The following is a 19,151-nucleotide window of genomic DNA, read 5'->3' on the forward strand; positions in this document are numbered from 1 at the left end:
ATGACCAAGTCAACCGCCGATACCGCCAGCAATTGGCGACCTTTTGCCGTCCTTATCCTTCTCTTTCTGTTCCAAACGCTGAACTTCTTCGACAAGCTGGTTTTCGGACTGTCGGCTGTGTCGATCATGAAGGATCTTGGCATTTCGCCGCAGCAGTTCGGCCTGATCGGCAGCAGCTTCTTTCTCTTGTTCTCGATATCCGGCGTCCTCGTCGGCCTCTTCGTGATCGGCCGCGTTCCTGTCAAATGGATCCTTGTCATTCTTGCGGCAATCTGGTCGATCGCGCAGATCCCGATCTACTTCACCAGTTCGGTGACGGTTCTTGTCGCCTGCCGCATCCTGCTCGGCCTTGGAGAAGGACCTGGGCTGCCGACGGCATTGCATGCCTGCCACAACTGGTTCAGCCCGCAAAAGCGCAGCGTGCCGAGTGCCGTCGTGCTGCAGGGCATCAGCGTCGGCCTGCTCGCCGGCGGTCCGATCCTGACCTATGTAATCGTCAATTACGGCTGGCGTTCGGGCTTCCTCTTTTGCGGCCTGATCGGCGTCGCCTGGATCATTGCCTGGCTGCTCATCGGCGGTGAGGGACCACATGCGGTCGCCGAGAATGAAAAAGCTCGCGTTGTTGGCGAAGAGTCCCCGATTCCGGCTCGCAAGCTCTGGCTCGACCCGACCGTGATCGGCGTCATCATCATGTCGACCATGTCTTACTGGATCGTCGGCATGTCGGCCACATGGCTGCCGCCCTTCCTGCAGCAGGGTCTCGGCTATTCGCAGACTGAGACCGGTTCGATCATCTCGGCTGTCTATATCTTCCAGTCGCCGCTTTTGCTCATCGGATCATGGATCGCGCAGCGGATGCTTCAGAAGGGTGTGAGCAAGCGTACCGCCCTCGGCAGCGCCTCGGGCTATGCATTGCTCGTCAGCGGCCTGGCGCTGATCGCCTCGGTTCATGTCAGCGGCCCGCTGCAACTGGCGCTGATCGCGATTGCCTTTGCCGCTCCGAGCCTGACGACCATCTACGGCCCAATCACACTCGGAAGCGTCGCGCCCGCCGTCCAGCGCGGCCGGCTGATCGTTGTGATCTATTCGGCAAACGCTGTCTCTGCGCTCGCGTCCAACGCCGTCACCGGCATGATCGTGCAGGCGGCCGGACCCGATCATCTGGCGGCCGGCTATGCAAATGCCATGCTGTTTACGGCCGCAATCCTCATCATCGGCGCAATTTCCGCCTTCGCGCTGATCTTTCCGGATCGCACCATTGAGCGCTTCGGCAAGATGACGCGCTTCACCGATCAAATGCAGCGGGTGTGAAAGCGCCCGCCGCCAAGTCTGATCCCACTACAGGAGCAAGAACCATGAGACTGTCCACCGTCAAGATCGCCGGCCGCACGACCTGGGGCGTCGTGGAGGGCGATCGCTTCCTCGATACCGGCGTGGCTCTCGCGTCGCGCTATGCCGATCTCAAATCGGCTGTGGCCGCCGGTCTTGCCGGCGTTGCCGAGGCAGCCGCTTCCGCCCCTGCCACGCCGCTTAGCCAAATCGAATGGCTGCCGGTCATTCCCAATCCCGACAAGATCCTCTGCGTCGGCTTGAACTATGAAATGCATCGCAAGGAGACGGGACGTGCGGAGGTGGAAAATCCGACGATCTTTGCTCGCTATGCCAATAGCCAGATAGGCCATCTCGGCCCGATCGTGCGTCCCAAGGTCTCGACGGAACTCGATTTCGAAGGCGAGCTGGCAGTCATTATCGGCAAGTCCGGCCGTTACATTACGCGGGATGAGGCCATGGGCTATGTCGCCGGCTATGCCTGCTACAACGATGGCAGCGTGCGCGACTTCCAGCGTCATACGCACCAGTTCACCCCGGGCAAGAACTTTCCCGACACCGGCGCTTTCGGGCCGTGGATGATGACGCCGGACGAGCTTGGCCCGCTGCCTGATCTCCGCATTCAGACCCGTCTGAACAGCGAGGTGGTTCAGGACGCGACATTTGGTCAGATGATTTTCGATATCGCCCGGCAGATTGAATATTGCTCCGGTTTCACTCGGCTGGAGCCAGGCGACGTCATTGTCAGCGGTACGCCGGGCGGCGTTGGCGCCAAGCGCCAGCCACCGCTGTGGATGAAGCCCGGAGACGTGGTGGAGGTTGAAGTCGACAGACTTGGCATTCTGCGCAATCCGATTGTCGATGAACTACGTTAGCTATCGCTTACGGGTATGTGATTGCGCAATGAGGCGGCGCAGTCTGCGCTCCTTCAACTTAGTGGGATCGATTAGGATGCTTTTGGGAAGGATGCCATGAAATATTTCATTGCCATGTGCGCGCTCGGATCACTGTTCGCTTCGACGGCTTTGTCGCAGGAGCAGCCGGCGCTTTCCGCCCGCATCGCCAAAACGCTGAACGTGGACGGGCTGTCGTTCAAGGATCTCGATAGCAACGGCAAACTCGACCCTTATGAGGATTGGCGGCTGCCGGCCGCTGAGCGCGCTACCGATCTCGTCGGGCGCATGACGATCGAGGAGAAGGCGGGCTTGATGATGCACGGCACGGCGCCTTCCGTCGGTCCCGGAGCCGGCATGGGTGTCGGTTCCCAATATGATCTCGACCGCGCCACGGAGATGATCGACAAGCGCAAGGTGGTCACCTTCATCACCCGATTGTCCGGCGATCCTGCTGTTCTCGCCGGAGAGAACAACAAGCTGCAGGAGATCGCGGAATCCGGCCGCCTCGGCGTTCCGGCGACGATCAGTACTGATCCTCGCAATCATTTCCAATTCGTGCTCGGTGCGAGCGTTTCTGCCGGCCGCTTCTCGAAGTGGCCTGAGACTCTTGGTTTCGCGGCCATCGGCGATGCGGCGCTCGTGCGGCGGTTCGGCGACATCGCCCGCCAGGAATATCGCGCCGTGGGTATCCAGGAGGCGCTCTCTCCCCAGATCGACCTCGCAAGCGAACCCCGCTGGCCGCGCGTCAACGGCACCTTCGGCGAGGATGCGCAGCTCGCCAAAACCATGGCGGAAGCCTATGTCGCCGGTTTTCAGAACGGCGAGACCGGCATCAACCGCGATAGCGTCGTCGCCGTTGCTAAGCACTGGGTCGGTTATGGTGCTGCAAAGGACGGTTACGACAGTCACAACGCCTATGGCCGCCGTTCCGTTTTTCCCGGCAATAATTTCGCCGAGCATCTGATCCCCTTCGAAGGAGCGTTCAAAGCCAAGGTCGCAGGCGTGATGCCCACCTATTCGATCCTCGAGGTCGTCAACCTTGACGGCAAGCCGCTGGAACCGGTCGGAGCCGGATACAGCAAGCAGCTTCTCACCGACCTGCTGCGCGGGAAATACGGTTTCGACGGCGTCATCCTCAGCGATTGGCTTATCACCAACGATTGCAAGGGCACCTGCCTGGAAGGTGAGAAGCCGGGGGTAAAGCCAACTCTGAACGAGGAAACCTTCGGCATGCCCTGGGGTGTGGAGGACATGAGCCGTGTTGACCGGTTCGCAAAGGCCGTCAATGCCGGCGTCGATCAGTTCGGCGGCGTGACTTCCTCGGACCTTCTCGTGGAAGCGGTGAAGGATAAGAAGATCAACGAAGAGCGCATCGATCAATCCGCGACCCGGATCCTGATCCAGAAATTCGAGCAGGGCCTGTTCGAGAATCCCTATGTCGATCCGGAGAAGGCACGCTCGATCGTCGGCAATCCGACATTCGCAGCGGAAGCGACTGCCGCGCAGGCCAAGGCAATGGTGTTGCTCGACAACAAAGCGAAACTTCTGCCGGTCCTGAGCGGCAAGAAGGTGTTCCTTTATGGGGTCGATCCGAAAGTGGCGGCGGCCCGCGGCTTTACGGTCGTTGCTACGGCCCGCGAAGCTGATTTTGCGCTGGTGCGGCTGAATGCACCCTATCAACAGCCGCATATGAACTATTTCTTCGGCTCCCGTCACCAAGAGGGCGATCTTGATTTCAAGGACGGCAATGCTGATTTCGAGGCCTTCAAAAGCGCCGCCAAGGAGGTTCCGACAATCGTCACGATCTATCTGGCGCGGCCGGCAATCCTCACCGGCCTCCGTGATCGGGCCGGTTCTATCCTCGCCAATTTCGGTGCCAGCGACGAAGCCCTGTTCGATGTGATCGAGGGTAAGCAGAAGGCGCAAGGCAAGCTGCCGTTCGAACTTCCCTCATCCATGGCCGAGGTGTTGGCGCAGAAATCCGACGTTCCGCACGACACGGCCAATCCGCTGTATCCGATCGGTTTCAGCATGCAGTACTGACATAGGGCCGTCCACTTGTCTGAATGAAATCGGTCCCAAGGGTCGTCTGCATCCGTTTCCACCGTCACTACGAGAGAGGTATCTGTGCCGCGGTCGCTTCGAGGAATTGAGGCAGAGGTCTTGATTTCAGCGAGCAGCCAGCCAGGCCCTAACACCTGCAAGACTGTGGAAGTCATCCACTGCGCGCACCATGACTGAAGGCAGGGCAACGGCTGCCATTTCCGCCAGAGCACGGCCAGGCCCCAGTTCGAGGATCGCGGTCACGCCACGTTCGGCCACGGCTTCAACCATGCCTGCCCAATCGATCCTCTCGGCCAGTTGCCGTGCCAGACCTTTTCGAGCGCGATGCGGATCGGTAACAAGGGTGGCACCACTGGCGGTCATGAGGCGGAGGATCGGGCGGTTCATGACCGCCGAGGCAAGAGCGTTGTCAAACTGTGCGACCGCACCGGCGAGCCGTGGTGTATGAGAGGCGACATGTACCATCATCGGGGCGGCACGCGCGGCACCTTCCTGCAGCGCCGCTGCGCAGAGCGCATCGATTGATCGTCTGTCACCGCCAACGATGAACAGGAGATCCGGGTTTACAATGGCGATTGCGCAGCCGAACCGGTTGGCTAGATGTTCCACCGCCACCTGTGGCAAACCGCGCACATAACCAAGCCCGTCATCCGACCCGCCCACAGCGTCCATTACCCGTGCCCGCTGATCGACGAGCTTCAAGGTATCCATGGGCGACCAGATGCCGGCCACCCCCCAAGCCGCCATTTCGCCGACGCTGTAGCCGGCCACCATCGTTTCGCTGGGCGCGCCGGTCGGGAAAAGGGCGCGAACAATCGCAAGCGCACGCGTCACACACAGGATCTGGCCCTCGCGGTTTGCATGTAAGGCGGCTTCGGGGGCAGTTCGGCAGAAGTCCATTGGGTCGGTCCCGAGCACGGCGGTTGCGGCCTCGAATATGGGCTGCGCATCGGGTTCCGCTGCAAGCAGTCGGAACATCTCCCGGTTCTGATGGCCTTGGCCCGAACAGAACAGCGCGAGGGTCACAATTCCAACACCTCGGTAAACAGCGCCATGGCAAGCAGATCGGCACACCCACCCGGGCTGAGATTGCGCGCGACGAATGCCTCATGAATGGCTTTGGCATGCCATCGCCAGTTCGCTCGTCCGACCCCGCCATCCGCCAGGAAGGCGCGGGCCTTGTCGCGGGCGAAATTCAGCCCTTCAGGGCCGGCACGATAAAGCAAATTGCTGTCGTCGACCACCGCGATCAGGGCCATGCACGCATGGACCCTTGCCGCTTCCTCGTCACCCATGGCCAGACGCCGTCCTTCGGCAAGCGCCGGGCGGGCAATATCGTAGACGGACGGCATGCCGGCGGCAGCCTCGGCCCGGGCGCCGCCGACATGGTAGCGTCGTGCCACGACGCTACCATGACTGTCATGCTCCGGCGCCTTGCCGATGATATCCTGTCCCCAACGCAGCTTGATCAGGGCACCGAGCGGTGCCTGCCAATCGCACGTTGCCGCCAAGCCGGCTGCAGCCGCCAGCAGGCCAAGACCGAAGATGGCGCCGCGATGGGTATTGACCCCTCCGGTCGCACTCCGCATTGCGCTTTCCGCCTCTATACCGACTTGGCGCAGACGATCCATGCTCGCATCCATGGCGCCCGCCTCGGCAAGCGCGATGAAGAATGGTTCCAGCGTCCGAGCGCTCAGGCGCAGGAGATCAGCGTCCATGTCGGCGTGGGCGCCGTTGTCGATGTGGCTGACCAAGCCGGGCTTGGGCCAAGTTTCCACCTCCAGAACCAGCGCTCGTGCGGCATACTGTCCGATCAGCTCGGGATCGCAATGCTCGATGGCGACAGAGCGTCGTTCAGCCAGCAATGGAAACGTCATGCAAAGAGCGCCTCCCGCGCCATCAGGGCCGATCCGGTATGGGATTTAACCAGTAGCTCCGGGTTTCCCGACAGCCATTCCCGCCATTGCACGGCCGTGCCGCAAGGCGTGATCAATTCCGCGTCGATATGCATCGGCGCGCGTTCGGCAACATGGTTCAGCAAAGTCGTCGCTCGCATCGCATCTGTGCTCGATCGACACTCGACCAAAAGATCGAGATCGGAAGTATTGCTCAGATAGGAAAGGCCGGTCAGGTATTGCCAAGCCAAACTCCCGAAACAGCGACACGAGGCATTTGCCTCCAACAGCGCGCCAATGGTCGGGCGCCATCGTGCCGGTGCCGCGGGCAGCACATCCCTCAGCAGAGGAGGAGGCGCTGTCCGTATCACAGCAGTCGGTGGGCAGGCGAGCGCAAGCCGTTTGCGCCCCATGCCCGGTGGAAGTGGCAGCCCCAAGGGTATGATATCTGTTGGATCGCTGCAGATTCGACGACGGAAAATCGTCGGTCGCCCCAATGTTGCCCATGCCAGCAGATCGGGCTCCATTTCCGCCTCGACTCGGCCTTGCAGCAGGCCGGGCCATGCCTCGGAGCGCACATAGGCAAGATCGTGGCGGCGGAGGGCAGCGACATCAATCATGGAGCAAAGCCAGCCGTTCCACTTCGGCCGCAATCATGGCGGCCTTCGGCCGGCCGCCTCGATCGGCGCCCAATCTAGCGCGCAGATCACTTGAAGCAGGCTTGGCAAGAAGTGCTACGAGTTGCGCGTTCAAAGAAGCCGCTGGATCCCAAACCTCTGCTATGGCGCCGGTTGCAAGAAGATTATCGAGGCCGGGCGCGAAGACGGGGGTTGTCTCGGCCTTTTCCTTCAGCGTAGCGAGCGGGAGCTTGGTCACTCGCGCCATGGATGGCAGATCCATGACTTCGGGCCAGGCGGTGGGTAGGGCCACCAGCGATCCGCAGGCCAGCGCGGTGGCAATGAAGGCGCCGGCAGCGCTGCCACCGTAGAGCAGGCCGACCGTGCGATGTCCGGCACGCTCTGCCTGCCATAATGCCTTCGCCAAGTGCGCCAACGCCTCGCTGAGACCAAGGAGTTCATCACGCCGGCTCATCCGTTGGCTGCCGGAGTCGACCAGGAACAGCAGGGGCGACCTGTCCGACCGCCGGGCGACGGAAAGGACATGCGCGGCCACGGCTAGCGCCTCATCGACGCCGGGATAGGTCTTGTCGGCAACACCGATCAGATCGATCCGGTTTTGTTGGTCCAACCGGCCCCAGCCGGTAACAAGCCCATCCGCCTGCGTTATCTCGTAGCCGGCCGGAAAGAGTGAAGAAAGAATATCAGCGAGCTGCATCGGCACTCTCCCGATGGATATTGGCTGTGGTGAGGAAAGTCTCGATATCCCGCTCCGGTATTTCGGCGGGATGTTCAATATGCAGCCGGGCCCATATCTCGGTGGCATCACGGGCATCACCAAAACGGCGCAATCGATATTCGAGCCGCGTCTGTTCCGCTTCGAGCACCGCTTGGTCCAAGATGGCTGGCCGTTGTAGCGCGGCAATTGCACCAACCCGGAAAGCGGGGATATCGTCTTCGACGAAGACATCAACCCCGCCAATCAGGTAGCGATGCTTGCCTCCCATGGTCCGCCAGACCAAAGCTCGATCGCGGGAGTCGAATTCTTCCACGCCTTTGTTCGTCTCGATAACCTCCGGCCCGGAAACGGATAAACGCCCCTGCTCGGAGATGACGAGCGCCGAGCAGCAGCCGGCAATCAGGCTGCCGCCGCCATAGCAGCCCGCCCTGCCGCCAAGAAGACCGATGACACGCACGCCCCCGGATCGCGCCTCCAGCACGGCGCGCATGATCTCGGAGATCGCCAGCTCGCCGGCATTGGCCTCCTGCAGGCGCACGCCACCCGTGTCGAAGAGAATGACGAGATCCCGCCGCATCTTGGCCGCCGCATGCAGTAGGCCTGTCAGCTTGGCGCCGTGAACTTCGCCAATGGCGCCGCCCATGAAGCGCCCTTCCTGGGCGGCCACCAGCACGGGGCAACTGTCGATGCGGCCGGCACCGACGATGATGCCGTCGTCGAACTGCCGAGGCAAACCAAAGAGCGCAAGGTGCGGGCTCGTCTCCCTCTGCTCCGGACCCAGGAACTCGGTAAAACTATTGGCATCGAGCAGATGCCTCAACCGGCCACGGGCAGATTCTTCGTACCAGCTTCGGCGTGGCGTGCGAGGATCGTTCATTCTGGCTTCTCCATCAGCCGCACGCCCTGGGCCAGGCGCAGCGCCACCATGTCAGGCCGCGCGCCGCCATCATTGATCGTGATGCGCAGACCGCCGGCGGCCGAGCGCGCCGCGAAATCTTCGGTGACCGCCGCCCACAACTCGGCGAAACCATGAGCCGGCGTCGCGATCTCGATGACGCACCGGTCGGGCGCCTCCTGCCGTTCAAGCAATACTTCGAGGTTACCCGAAGCGACGACGCCCACCAGAGCGACGGCGCGGGTTCCGCCGGTCTGTGTCGATTTCAATTCATAGAGCAGATTTTCCATGGTATCGGCCTTACCAATTGCGGAACCGGGTGGGCGGCCTGTAGAGGCCGCCGGAGGCAAGCATCAGATCTTTGATGGAATGGGCAGCCAGCAGACTGCGATCGGCATCCAATGGATCTATTCCAAGGTCTTCGGGACACTGGATGACTTTGCGCTGACGCAGATGCTCCACCATCTTGCGGTCCCGGGCGCGACCGACTTCGGTGTAGCCGGCCACGCCGCGGATCGCCTGCTCCCGTTCGTCCTTGTCACGGCACAACAGCAGATTGGCGATCCCCTCTTCCGTTACAATGTGAGTGACGTCGTCGCCGTAAACCATCACAGGAGCCAGATCGAGTTGCAGCTTGTCGGCCAAATCCAACGCGGCCAAACGCTCGACGAACATCGGCACCATGCCGTCGCCAAAGGTCTCGCCAATCTGAACAACCAGTTTACGTCCTCGACGCAGGGCAGGGGTGGCTGCGGCGGGGTCGGCTTCCCTGCCGGCACGCAACCAGGCTTCGCTCGGATGACGCCGACCTCGGGCGTCCGATCCCATATTGGGGGCGCCGCCGAAACCTGCGACCCTGCTGCCAGTCACGGTCGAACTGTTGCCGGAAAGGTCGATCTGCAAGGTCGAGCCGATGAACATGTCGCAGGCATAAAGTCCGGCAGTCTGGCAGAAGGCACGGTTGGAGCGCAAGGAGCCGTCGGGTCCCGTGAAAAAAATGTCAGGGCGGGCCTGCATATAGTTTTCCATGCCCACTTCGGACCCGAAGCAATGAATCTGCTCCACCCATCCTGCTTCGATGGCAGGGATCAGAGTGGGGTGAGGGTTCAGCGCCCAGTGCGTGCAGACCTTGCCCTTCAATCCCAGCCGTTCGCCGTATGTCGGCAGCAGCAGTTCGATGGCCGCGGTATTAAAGCCGATGCCATGATTGAGGCGACGCACGCCATAGGGCGCATATAGTCCCTTGATGGCGAGCATTGCCGTCAGGATTTGTGTTTCGGTAATGGCCGCGGGATCGCGTGTGAACAGTGGCTCCACATAGAACGGGCGCTTGGCGTCCACCACGAAATGGACCTGGTCGGCAGGAATGTCGACGCGCGGCACACGATCGACGATCTCGCCCACCTGGGCGACGACCAGTCCCTTGCCGAAGCTCGTCGCCTCGACGACCGTTGGCGTGTCTTCCGTATTCGGCCCGGTATAGAGATTTCCGGCCTTGTCTGCGCTGACCGCGGCGATGAGGGCCACCTGCGGCGTCAGGTCGATAAAGTAACGGGCGAAGAGTTCCAGATAGGTGTGAACGGCACCCAGTTCGATCTGGCCGCCGAACATCATGCGCGCGATGCGGGCCGACTGCGGGCCGGAATAAGAAAAATCAAGCCTCCGGGCGACGCCACTTTCGAAAATGTCGAGATGCTCCGGCAAGACCACGCCCGACTGCACCATATGCAGGTCGTGTACGTTGTCGACATCGACCTTAGACAGCGCCTTGGCCAACAGGTCGGCCTGCTTCTGATTGTCGCCCTCAAGGCAAACTCGATCCCCGGGTCTCAGGATCGCTTCCAGGAAAGCTACGAGGTGCTGCGGGTCGACAAGCTTGCCGGCAGAGAAGCGCTGGCCGGCTTCTAGACGTGCCAGCCTTTCACGGCCCTTTGTGTTCCAATCTCGCATTTCGATTGCCCTTTGTATGCGCAAGAGAGCGTTTTTGTGCGTTCAATATATATACAATTGCCAAGAATGCAATAATGTGTATTTTAATTTCGATATATGGCATCTTTGTATTCATGGGAGGAGAACAAATGTCGATCTTGTATTTCTTCGGGCACGCATGTGGGGAGGATCATCCATGGTGATCTCCGGTGTCGCAATGCTTGCCCTTTGTACCCTCTTGGGGAGTATCCTCGGTGACCTCCTGGGGATGGCGCTTGGCGTAAAGGCGAATGTCGGCGGCGTCGGCATAGCCATGATCCTGCTCATCGCCACGCGGTTATGGCTGAGCAGGCGGGGTCTGTTGACGCTGCCGCTCAAACTCGGCGTCGAGTTCTGGGGCGCTCTCTATATTCCGATCGTCGTTGCCATGGCGGCTCAACAGAACGTGTTGGTGGCTGCGCGTAGCGGTCCGCTGGTGCTGATTGCCGGGATCGTGACGGTTTTCGTTTGCTTCGCGACCGTCGCGCTGATGAGCCGTCTCGGCGAGAGAGGCGAAACGATGGATGAAATCGAAGCGAGGGCCAGGGGTGAGCTTGCCACCTCCGGCAACGCGGCCTGAGGGAGGCTTTCATGGAGATCTTGAAACACGGCTTGACCGCCAACAGTCTGCTCACCGCGTTTGCGATCGTTGGATTGGTCATGTGGCTGTCGAACGCCATTTCTAAACATATCCTGTTCGGCCGCGTCCACGGCTCAGCCATTGCAATCGTTCTGGGGCTCGCTGCCGCCTTTGCCGCTGGTCTGTGGACCGGAGGCGAAAAAGGCGTTGTGGATATTCCCATCCTCAGCGGCATCGGCCTGATGGGCGGAGCCATGCTGCGCGATTTCGCCATCGTCGCCACGGCCTTTGAAGTGGACGTTGCGCAGGCGCGAAAGGCTGGTGCCGTCGGTGCACTGGCCCTTGGCCTCGGCACGCTGCTCCCGTTCATCGTCGGCTCGTTGCTCGCCGTCGCTTTCGGTTACACGGATGCCGTATCCATAACGACGATCGGTGCCGGTGCCGTTACTTACATTGTGGGACCTGTGACGGGTGCCGCTCTGGGCGCAAGCTCAGCGGTGATCGCGTTGTCCATCGCGACCGGTGTTTTCAAGGCGGTCCTTGTCATGGTCGGAACCCCGATCGTCGCCAGGGCGATCGGTCTCGACAATCCCCGTAGCGCCATGGTGTTCGGTGGCCTGATGGGAACCGTCAGCGGCGTGTCGGGCGGCTTGGCGGCGACCGATCGCCGTCTTGTTCCCTATGGCGCATTGACGGCGACGTTTCATACGGGGCTGGGCTGCCTCGTCGCACCTTCGATCCTTTATCTTGCCGTACGGGCGATTGTGGGAGGCTGAAGTGGCGTGAACATGCCGGCCGGCATGCGGCTCAATGAAAGGGATTTGAGGGAGATCGAGGCGACATGGGTGCGTTTGGTGACCTAAACCACGACTTTGGGACGCAATCGCTCGATGAAGCCGAACCATGAACCTCATCCACGAATTGGGCGACAAAGATGCTGAGAGGGTGCCTATGTCGAATATTTTAGAGGCTTGATAAGGCCGCTGCGGGATCCCCCAGCGAGCTCACGGGAGGAGGAAATGATGTCGGAAAAGATTCATCCGGTGACGAAGCCGGTTCAAGCGCGCGCTTTGATCGACGCGGCGAAATATCAGAAATGGTACAAGCAAAGCGTCGAGGATCCCGACAGGTTCTGGGGCAAGCACGGCGAACGCATCGACTGGTTCAAGCCCTACACCAAGGTCAAGAACACGTCTTTCACGGGCAAGGTCTCAATCAAATGGTTCGAAGACGGACTGACCAACGTCTCCTACAATTGCATCGACCGCCACCTGAAGAAGCACGGCGATGACGTGGCCTTCATCTGGGAGGGCGACAATCCCTATATCGACAAGAAGATCACCTATAACGAGCTCTACGAGCATGTCTGCCGACTGGCGAATGTCCTGAAGAAGCAGGGCGTCAAGAAGGGCGATCGCGTCACCATCTACATGCCGATGATCCCCGAGGCCGCCTATGCGATGCTTGCCTGCGCCCGTATTGGCGCGGTGCACTCCGTCGTCTTCGGCGGTTTCTCCCCGGAGGCGCTGGCCGGCCGTATCATCGATTGCCAGTCGACCTTCGTCATTACCTGCGACGAGGGTCTGCGCGGCGGCAAGCCGGTGCCGCTCAAGGACAATACCGATACGGCGATCCACATTGCCGGCCGGCATTATGTCACCGTGGAAAAGGTGCTGGTCGTGCGCCGCACCGGCGGCAAGACCGGTTGGGCGCCGGGTCGCGACCTCTGGTATCACGAAGAGGTCGCCAAGGTGAAACCGGACTGCCCGCCGGCGAAGATGAAGGCGGAAGACCCGCTGTTCATCCTCTATACGTCGGGTTCGACCGGCAAGCCGAAGGGCGTGCTGCACACGACGGGCGGCTATCTTGTCTATGCGGCGATGACGCATGAATATGTCTTCGATTATCATCCCGGCGACATCTACTGGTGCACGGCCGATGTCGGCTGGGTGACCGGCCATTCCTATATCGTCTACGGACCGCTGGCGAACGGCGCGACGTCGCTGATGTTCGAAGGCGTGCCGAATTTCCCGGATCAGGGCCGCTTCTGGGAGGTCATCGACAAGCACAAGGTCAATATCTTCTATACGGCGCCGACGGCGATCCGCTCGCTGATGGGTGCCGGCGATCAGTTCGTCAAGCGCTCCTCGCGCTCCAGCCTGCGCCTGCTCGGCACGGTCGGCGAGCCGATCAATCCGGAAGTCTGGGAATGGTATTACAACGTCGTCGGCGATGGCCGCTGCCCGATCGTCGATACATGGTGGCAGACGGAGACCGGCGGCCACATGATCACGCCATTGCCGGGTGCGACCGACCTGAAGCCGGGTTCGGCGACGACCCCGTTCTTCGGCGTCCAGCCGCAATTGGTGGACAATGAGGGCAATCTGCTGGAAGGGGCGGCCGACGGCAATCTCGTCATCGCCGATAGCTGGCCCGGCCAGATGCGCACGGTCTACGGCGACCACGAACGCTTCATCCAGACCTATTTCTCCACCTACAAGGGCAAATATTTTACCGGCGACGGCTGCCGGCGCGACGAGGACGGCTATTATTGGATCACCGGCCGCGTCGACGATGTGCTGAACGTCTCCGGCCACCGCCTCGGCACGGCCGAGGTCGAATCGGCCCTCGTCTCGCACCAGCATGTCTCGGAGGCCGCCGTTGTCGGCTATCCGCATGCGATCAAGGGTCAGGGCATCTATTGCTACGTGACGCTGATGGCGGGTCAGGAGGGTTCGGATGCGTTGCGGCAGGAGTTGGTCAAACATGTTCGTGCCCAAATCGGCCCGATCGCCTCGCCCGACAAGATCCAGTTCGCCCCGGGCCTGCCGAAAACCCGCTCCGGCAAGATCATGCGCCGCATCCTGCGCAAGATCGCCGAGGACGATTTCGGCGCACTCGGCGATACCTCAACGCTGGCCGATCCCGCTGTTGTCGATGATCTGATCGCCAACCGGCAGAACAGGGCGGATGCGGCTTGATGCTTTATATTGATTGCTATCTTTCGAATTGGATGGTGTAAAACCGAACCGCCAAATCGGAAGCAAGGTTTGAAATGACTGAAATTGACGAAGCCGGATCGATCGGTCAGCGCATTAAATTAGTGCTGATGGATGAGATTTCCTCCGGCGCCATAAGGCCTGGCACGAGTTTGGACGAGGCAACGCTGAGTAGCCGCTTTGGCGCTTCTCGTACGCCGGTAAGGGAGGCTCTACGTCAGCTGGAGGCGATCGGCTTGGTTGAGATCCGCCCCCGACGCGGTGCAACGGTCCTGCCGCTGACCTTGCCGCGGCTCATGGAGATGTTCGAAGTGACTGCAGAGATGGAATGCATGTGCGTCCGTCTGGCAACTCATCGGATAACAGGCATGGAACGCGCGGCGCTTCGTGAAATTCACGAGGCTTCCGAGCTTGCAGCGAAGGCCGACGACTTTGAACAATATGACAAACTCAATTTATCTTTCCACGAAACGTTGTATCGCGGCGCGCATAATGAGTTTCTGTTTGATGAGTTGATACGGCTTCGTGCAAGGCTCCTGCCATTCCGCAGAACCCAGTTGCGTCAACCGAAGCGATTGGAAGCGTCATTCCTTGAACATGAAGCGATCCTGCGTGCAATGATGCGCGGTGATGCGACCGAAGCAGCTTTGATCATGCGCGAGCACATGCTGAATGCCGCCCTGGCATTGGCACGCTATATGGAAATTGGCGAGGAAGCCGAATAGAGACAATAGCTATTGAGATCGTAGGGGCGAGCGGTTCAATTTCCACCGTTCCAGAAGGCATCACTCGAACATGCCTTCGATCTCCTCGCGCTGTCCCGTTATTGGGCGGGCGATGACCCGTGCTTTGCATCCGATTTCCATCATGCCGGTAATCTGTGGCTTGTGACGAGGCGGACGCCAGCCGGAAATGGTGGAGGCTGCGGACAGGGAAGGGGCGTTCGCGGCGGGTTGCGCTCCGGCCAGCCCGCCACGGAGAAACGACATGGCACGAGCCATCCAGAAAATCACGCTCACGCCGGGCGTGACATCCCCTTCAACAGCAGAACGTGCTCAAGACCAAGGCGGGCGTCAAAGGGGCCTGAGGATCTGGTTTGCCGCCCAGGGAGCAGAACCGGCGAGCGTGACGGGGATGCTTTTCGACCAGTTCGCAACGATGACGCAGGCAGCGATCTCCGGGCTCGGCGTGGCTGTTCTTCCGGACTATCTCGCCGACACTGAAATAATCGAAGGGCGCCTGGCACCGGTCCTGAAGAGATCGATGCCAGGTTCCGGATCCTACTGGCTGGTTTGGCCGCAATCACGCGCCAACTACCCGCCGCTGGAAGCTTTCCGCGCCTGGCTTGCTACAGAAACCCTGTCGGGAACTTCCTGAATCTCCGGAGCGAGACGGGGTAGGATACCGGTTATTTGCCGGCATCCAGGTCTCGAGCCTTACGCTGCCACCGTGCCCCGTGACGCAGAGAATGCTGCCTCGATCGAGGCCTCCAAGATGTCCAAACCCTCCAAAAGGGTATCCCATTCGATCGTCAGGGGTGGCAGCAGACGGATCACGTTCAGGCGGGTTCCGCACGAGAGCAGGATGAGCCCGCGCGCTTCAGCTTCCGCGACGATACGGTTGGTGATCGCGGGTGCTGCTGTTTTCGTCTGGCGATCCTCGACGAGTTCGAAGGCGACCATGGCGCCAAGACCGCGCACATCGCCAATCCGTTCCATCCCCTGTCGAGATGCAAGAGACGTCAAGCGGTCGGTGATGCGACGGCCGATTTCGGTCGCGCGTTCACAAAGCTGCTCGTCGTCAATGACATCGAGGACCGCATTGGCGGCCGCGACACTCAGCGGATTTCCCGCATAGGTCCCGCCAAGCCCTCCCGCGTGGGCGGCGTTCATGATCTCACCCTTGCCGGTAACGGCCGACAACGGGAAGCCGCCGGCGAGGCCTTTTGCCATAGTCACGAGATCCGGTTTTACGCCGGAGTGTTCGAAACCGAACATCTTGCCCGTTCTCGCCATACCGGCCTGCACTTCATCGGCGATCAGCACTATGCCATGCCTGTCTGCGATCTCGCGCAAGCGGACAAGGAATTCATTCGGAGCAATATTGAAGCCGCCTTCGCCCTGAACAGGTTCGACAATAAAGGCCGCGATACGCTCGGGATCGATATCGGCTGCGAACAACCGCTCAAGGCTTGCGATCGTCTCCTCCGTGGAAATGCCGAGGTACGGGTTCGGGAACGGCGCATGGTAGATTTCCGCTGGGAAAGGTCCGAAATTCTTCTTATAGGGCATGACCTTACCGGTCAGCGCCATACCGAGCATGGTGCGACCATGGAAAGCGCCGGAGAATGCGACAATACCGGGTCGTTTCGTATAGGCGCGGGCGATCTTGATGGCGTTCTCGACCGCTTCTGCCCCAGTGGTCACCAACATTGTGCGATTTTCCGCGCCTGTCGGCGCAATCGCATTCAACCGCTCCGCAAGCTTGATGTATCCTTCATAGGGAGCGACATGAAAGCAGGTATGCGTGAACTGTTCCGCCTGTCGAGCGACGGCCTTCATGACGGCGGGATGGCGATGGCCTGTATTGTTGACGGCAATACCGGCCGCGAAATCGATGAAGCGTTTACTGTCCACGTCCCAGAGCTCCGCATTTAGGGCTCTTTGGGCGAAGATGGCGCGTGTTCCGACGCCGCCAGCGACGGCGGCCTTTTGACGCGAGTGCAGGTCTGCTGAGGCGGTCATTCTTGAAAATCCATATCGTTGATCGGGTGCGCGGGCTCTCCCGCATGCCTTTTGCTGTCTGGGCAGGTGCAGCTGCCCAGACATACATGTGCTGAGCTGTGGTTAGCCGAGATGAACCCAGACCGATTTCGTCTGGCTGTATTGGGTAAGCGCCTCCAGGCATTTATCGCGGCCGTTGCCCGTCTGCTTGTAGCCGCCCCAGATCGAAGTCATGTCGCCGTGGTCGAAGCAGTTGACCCACACCACGCCGGCCTCCACGTCGCGGGCGAAACGATGAGCCTTCCCGATATCGCGTGTCCAGATCGAGGCCGCCAGTCCATAGATCGTGTCATTGGCGATTTCGACCGCGTCATCGATCCCGTCGACGGGGATAATCGTCGCGACAGGTCCGAAGACCTCTTCCCGAGCGATCTGCATGGAGTTGTTGACACCGGTAAAGAGAGTCGGCTCGACGAAGGCACCGGCTGGCGATGACGCTAACGTGCCTCCACCAAATCTGAGGGCAGCACCTTCCTTGCGACCGATGTCGATATAGTTCAAGACACGCTGTTGATGCGACGAAGTCACGAGCGGCCCGATGGTCGTGGAAGGATCGAGCGGATCGCCAAGCACGAAGTTCTGCTTCGTACGCGCCGAAAAGCGTTCTACGAAATCATCGTGGATGCTCTTGTCGACCAGAATACGGGAACCGGCGTTGCAGACTTCGCCCTGGTTTCCATAGATGCCATTGACGGCATAGGTGACCGCGGTGTCGAGATCGTCATAGTCGCCAAGCACGATCTGCGGCGTCTTTCCTCCGCATTCCGTAGAGACCCTCTTCATGTTGGACTGGCCAGCATAGATCATCAAAAGCTTGCCCACTTCGGTCGAACCGGTAAAGCCGATCTTGTCGATGTCATTGTGCAGGCCCAGTGCCTTGCCGACCTCCTCGCCGAGGCCATGGACGACATTGAGCACGCCGGCCGGACCGCCTGCTTCAATGAACAGTTCGGCCAGCAGGTTTGCCGAAAGCGGCGATTGCTCCGCCGGCTTTAGGACAACGGAATTTCCTGTCGCGAGGGCGGGACCGAGCTTCCAGGCGGCCATCATCAGCGGGTAGTTCCACGGCACAATGAGGCCGACGACGCCGAGTGGCTGCCGGAGAATGTAGTGGAGGGCATTGGCCGAAGTGTTGGTCACGGCGCCTTCGATCTTGTCGATCGTTTCAGAGAAAAACTTGAGCAACGTGACCGAACCGGGGATGTCGATGTTGATCATGTCCATGACCGGCTTACCCATGTCGAGACTGTCGAGCAGGGCGAATTCTTCCGCGTTCTCCTGCACAAGAGCGGAGAACCGCTCCAGCACGGCCATCCGGTCGCGCGGGTCCATGCGGGACCAGGAGCCCGATTTGAACGTCTTACGCGCGACGGCGACCGCCAGGTCGACCTCCGCCTGGCCCCCGCGGGCAACCTCAGCCAACACTTCTCCTGTGGCCGGGTTAGTGCTTTTGAAAGTGCGGCCATCGGCCGAGGGAACATAGGTTCCGTCGATGAAGTGCTGCGTTCTGAATTTGAGAGCTTTGGCTTTTGCGTGCCAGAAATCCCGCGTGTAAGTCGATGCATCCATGATGATCCTCCTTGGTTAGCTTGATTTGGATTGGTTCCTGAGCATCGTCACGGAAAGGACGACAAGGACGAATGAAACGGCGACGATCACACTGCCGACGGCATTGATCTCCGGAGTGATGCCACGCCTGAGAGTCGAGTAGATGTAGATGGGAAGGGTCACCTCGCGACCGGTGAGGAAGTAGGTGACGGGAATTTCATCGAAAGACAGCGTGAAGCAGAGCAGCGCCGATCCGAAGATCGAAGTGCGGATATTGGGAAGAACGACCCGGTAGAATGTCTCGAAAGGCGTTGCCCCAAGATCAGCCGAAGCCTCAAGCAGACGCCGATTGAGCTTGGCGAGACGGGCCATTACTTGCGAGACGACGACGCCAAGCAGCGCTGTGGCGTGGCCAATGACCACAGCAGTCAGGCTTTGCGGAATGCCTATCTGCTTGTAGAAATTCAGCATCGCGATGCCTGTCACGATCCCGGGCAGGCTGAGCGGCAGCAGCATCGCATTGCGAAAGAGGCCCTTGCCCGGGAAACTGTAGCGATCGAGCGCCAAAGCCGCGGCAACGCCAACCGCCGCACTCAGGATTGTGGCGAAGGTTGCCACGATCAAGCTGTTGGCAAGTGCTGCCAGCATCTGGCCATTTGCGAGGAATTGGTAGTACCAGCGCAATGTAAACCCCGAAAGCGGGAAGGATGTCACGGCGCTGTCGTTGAACGAGAACAACACGAGGATGATAATCGGAACATATAGAAAAACCAGCACCAGCAGGCTCAAACTCACCATTCCCCGCTGCCACCATTGAAGAGAAGCCATCATCTCGTCC

The 19,151-nt window shown here is 60.3% G+C and carries 18 protein-coding genes and 1 pseudogene; 8 read left to right on the forward strand and 11 right to left on the reverse strand.

What is annotated here, in order from left to right:
* From ACXHXG_RS14320 to ACXHXG_RS14330, 3 genes are all read left to right on the forward strand, one after another.
* Entirely contained in the window at positions 1-1,311 is a 1,311-nt protein-coding gene (locus ACXHXG_RS14320; RefSeq protein ID WP_260304443.1) for an MFS transporter, read from the forward strand.
* Between the two features lie 44 nt (positions 1,312-1,355).
* Entirely contained in the window at positions 1,356-2,204 is an 849-nt protein-coding gene (locus ACXHXG_RS14325) for a fumarylacetoacetate hydrolase family protein (RefSeq protein ID WP_457899670.1), read from the forward strand.
* Positions 2,205-2,300: 96 nt separating this feature from the next.
* Positions 2,301-4,268, forward strand: coding sequence for a glycoside hydrolase family 3 protein (locus ACXHXG_RS14330; protein WP_457899671.1), 1,968 nt, complete (start codon positions 2,301-2,303; stop codon positions 4,266-4,268).
* Positions 4,269-4,394: 126 nt separating this feature from the next.
* On the opposite strand, the gene ACXHXG_RS14335 is transcribed toward ACXHXG_RS14330, so the two are convergent.
* Genes ACXHXG_RS14335 through mdcA form a run of 7 tightly spaced genes read right to left on the reverse strand, consistent with a single transcriptional unit; the run spans position 4,395 to position 10,385 of the window.
* Entirely contained in the window at positions 4,395-5,363 is a 969-nt protein-coding gene (locus ACXHXG_RS14335; protein ID WP_457899672.1) for an ACP S-malonyltransferase, read from the reverse strand.
* Complete coding sequence (gene mdcB / locus ACXHXG_RS14340; RefSeq protein WP_457899673.1) at positions 5,312-6,166, reverse strand: triphosphoribosyl-dephospho-CoA synthase MdcB; 855 nt, start codon at positions 6,164-6,166, stop codon at positions 5,312-5,314. The genes ACXHXG_RS14335 and mdcB overlap by 52 nt, the downstream gene beginning before the upstream one ends.
* Complete coding sequence (gene mdcG / locus ACXHXG_RS14345; RefSeq protein WP_457899674.1) at positions 6,163-6,804, reverse strand: malonate decarboxylase holo-[acyl-carrier-protein] synthase; 642 nt, start codon at positions 6,802-6,804, stop codon at positions 6,163-6,165. The genes mdcB and mdcG overlap by 4 nt, the downstream gene beginning before the upstream one ends.
* Positions 6,797-7,519: a biotin-independent malonate decarboxylase subunit gamma gene (locus ACXHXG_RS14350; protein ID WP_457899675.1), complete on the reverse strand. Its 723-nt coding sequence runs from the start codon at positions 7,517-7,519 to the stop codon at positions 6,797-6,799. The genes mdcG and ACXHXG_RS14350 overlap by 8 nt, the downstream gene beginning before the upstream one ends.
* Positions 7,506-8,417 carry a biotin-independent malonate decarboxylase subunit beta gene (locus ACXHXG_RS14355; RefSeq protein WP_457899676.1) on the reverse strand — a complete coding sequence of 304 codons (912 nt, stop codon included), beginning with the start codon at positions 8,415-8,417 and terminating at the stop codon, positions 7,506-7,508. Before ACXHXG_RS14355 ends, ACXHXG_RS14350 begins: the two co-directional genes overlap by 14 nt.
* Positions 8,414-8,725: a malonate decarboxylase acyl carrier protein gene (mdcC, locus tag ACXHXG_RS14360; protein WP_457899677.1), complete on the reverse strand. Its 312-nt coding sequence runs from the start codon at positions 8,723-8,725 to the stop codon at positions 8,414-8,416. The genes ACXHXG_RS14355 and mdcC overlap by 4 nt, the downstream gene beginning before the upstream one ends.
* A 10-nt stretch (positions 8,726-8,735) precedes the next feature.
* A complete protein-coding gene (mdcA, locus tag ACXHXG_RS14365) occupies positions 8,736-10,385 on the reverse strand; it encodes a malonate decarboxylase subunit alpha (protein ID WP_457899678.1) in 1,650 nt (549 codons plus the stop codon).
* 175 nt (positions 10,386-10,560) lie between these two features.
* Between mdcA and madL the strand changes: the two genes are divergently transcribed.
* The 4 genes from madL to ACXHXG_RS14385 all read left to right on the forward strand — a co-directional run bounded on the left by madL (position 10,561) and on the right by ACXHXG_RS14385 (position 14,707).
* Positions 10,561-10,983 carry a malonate transporter subunit MadL gene (gene madL, locus ACXHXG_RS14370; RefSeq protein ID WP_457899679.1) on the forward strand — a complete coding sequence of 141 codons (423 nt, stop codon included), beginning with the start codon at positions 10,561-10,563 and terminating at the stop codon, positions 10,981-10,983.
* 11 nt (positions 10,984-10,994) lie between these two features.
* Positions 10,995-11,759: a malonate transporter subunit MadM gene (gene madM, locus ACXHXG_RS14375; protein ID WP_285169755.1), complete on the forward strand. Its 765-nt coding sequence runs from the start codon at positions 10,995-10,997 to the stop codon at positions 11,757-11,759.
* Between the two features lie 246 nt (positions 11,760-12,005).
* A complete protein-coding gene (gene acs, locus ACXHXG_RS14380) occupies positions 12,006-13,964 on the forward strand; it encodes an acetate--CoA ligase (protein ID WP_260303245.1) in 1,959 nt (652 codons plus the stop codon).
* Positions 13,965-14,038: 74 nt separating this feature from the next.
* Positions 14,039-14,707: a GntR family transcriptional regulator gene (locus tag ACXHXG_RS14385; RefSeq protein ID WP_285170104.1), complete on the forward strand. Its 669-nt coding sequence runs from the start codon at positions 14,039-14,041 to the stop codon at positions 14,705-14,707.
* Between the two features lie 60 nt (positions 14,708-14,767).
* Here the strand turns inward: ACXHXG_RS14385 and ACXHXG_RS14390 are convergent, their stop codons facing one another.
* Positions 14,768-14,971: a hypothetical protein gene (locus ACXHXG_RS14390; RefSeq protein ID WP_457899680.1), complete on the reverse strand. Its 204-nt coding sequence runs from the start codon at positions 14,969-14,971 to the stop codon at positions 14,768-14,770.
* Positions 14,972-15,071: 100 nt separating this feature from the next.
* On the opposite strand from ACXHXG_RS14390, the pseudogene ACXHXG_RS14395 reads away from it, so the two are divergent.
* Positions 15,072-15,359: pseudogene (locus ACXHXG_RS14395) on the forward strand (LysR substrate-binding domain-containing protein); the annotation flags it as partial.
* Between the two features lie 59 nt (positions 15,360-15,418).
* On the opposite strand, the gene gabT reads toward ACXHXG_RS14395, so the two are convergent.
* The 3 genes from gabT to ACXHXG_RS14410 all read right to left on the reverse strand — a co-directional run bounded on the left by gabT (position 15,419) and on the right by ACXHXG_RS14410 (position 19,144).
* On the reverse strand, positions 15,419-16,726 hold the full coding sequence (gabT, locus tag ACXHXG_RS14400; RefSeq protein ID WP_457899681.1) for a 4-aminobutyrate--2-oxoglutarate transaminase: 1,308 nt from the start codon (positions 16,724-16,726) through the stop codon (positions 15,419-15,421).
* A 102-nt stretch (positions 16,727-16,828) separates the two neighbouring features.
* A complete protein-coding gene (locus tag ACXHXG_RS14405) occupies positions 16,829-18,334 on the reverse strand; it encodes an aldehyde dehydrogenase (RefSeq protein ID WP_457899682.1) in 1,506 nt (501 codons plus the stop codon).
* 15 nt (positions 18,335-18,349) lie between these two features.
* Complete coding sequence (locus ACXHXG_RS14410; protein ID WP_457899683.1) at positions 18,350-19,144, reverse strand: ABC transporter permease; 795 nt, start codon at positions 19,142-19,144, stop codon at positions 18,350-18,352.
* Between the last annotated feature and the right edge of the window lie 7 nt (positions 19,145-19,151).

Source organism: Rhizobium sp. LEGMi-198b (assembly GCF_054114205.1).

Coding starts and splice junctions, on each gene's coding strand:
- ACXHXG_RS14320 (WP_260304443.1), top strand. CDS start 1: ATGACCAAGTCAACCGCCGATACCGCCAGCAATTGGCGACCTTTTGCC.
- ACXHXG_RS14325 (WP_457899670.1), top strand. CDS start 1,356: ATGAGACTGTCCACCGTCAAGATCGCCGGCCGCACGACCTGGGGCGTC.
- ACXHXG_RS14330 (WP_457899671.1), top strand. CDS start 2,301: ATGAAATATTTCATTGCCATGTGCGCGCTCGGATCACTGTTCGCTTCG.
- mdcB (WP_457899673.1), bottom strand. CDS start 6,166: ATGACGTTTCCATTGCTGGCTGAACGACGCTCTGTCGCCATCGAGCAT.
- mdcG (WP_457899674.1), bottom strand. CDS start 6,804: ATGATTGATGTCGCTGCCCTCCGCCGCCACGATCTTGCCTATGTGCGC.
- ACXHXG_RS14350 (WP_457899675.1), bottom strand. CDS start 7,519: ATGCAGCTCGCTGATATTCTTTCTTCACTCTTTCCGGCCGGCTACGAG.
- ACXHXG_RS14355 (WP_457899676.1), bottom strand. CDS start 8,417: ATGAACGATCCTCGCACGCCACGCCGAAGCTGGTACGAAGAATCTGCC.
- mdcC (WP_457899677.1), bottom strand. CDS start 8,725: ATGGAAAATCTGCTCTATGAATTGAAATCGACACAGACCGGCGGAACC.
- mdcA (WP_457899678.1), bottom strand. CDS start 10,385: ATGCGAGATTGGAACACAAAGGGCCGTGAAAGGCTGGCACGTCTAGAA.
- madL (WP_457899679.1), top strand. CDS start 10,561: ATGGTGATCTCCGGTGTCGCAATGCTTGCCCTTTGTACCCTCTTGGGG.
- madM (WP_285169755.1), top strand. CDS start 10,995: ATGGAGATCTTGAAACACGGCTTGACCGCCAACAGTCTGCTCACCGCG.
- acs (WP_260303245.1), top strand. CDS start 12,006: ATGTCGGAAAAGATTCATCCGGTGACGAAGCCGGTTCAAGCGCGCGCT.
- ACXHXG_RS14385 (WP_285170104.1), top strand. CDS start 14,039: ATGACTGAAATTGACGAAGCCGGATCGATCGGTCAGCGCATTAAATTA.
- ACXHXG_RS14390 (WP_457899680.1), bottom strand. CDS start 14,971: ATGTCGTTTCTCCGTGGCGGGCTGGCCGGAGCGCAACCCGCCGCGAAC.
- gabT (WP_457899681.1), bottom strand. CDS start 16,726: ATGACCGCCTCAGCAGACCTGCACTCGCGTCAAAAGGCCGCCGTCGCT.
- ACXHXG_RS14405 (WP_457899682.1), bottom strand. CDS start 18,334: ATGGATGCATCGACTTACACGCGGGATTTCTGGCACGCAAAAGCCAAA.
- ACXHXG_RS14410 (WP_457899683.1), bottom strand. CDS start 19,144: ATGATGGCTTCTCTTCAATGGTGGCAGCGGGGAATGGTGAGTTTGAGC.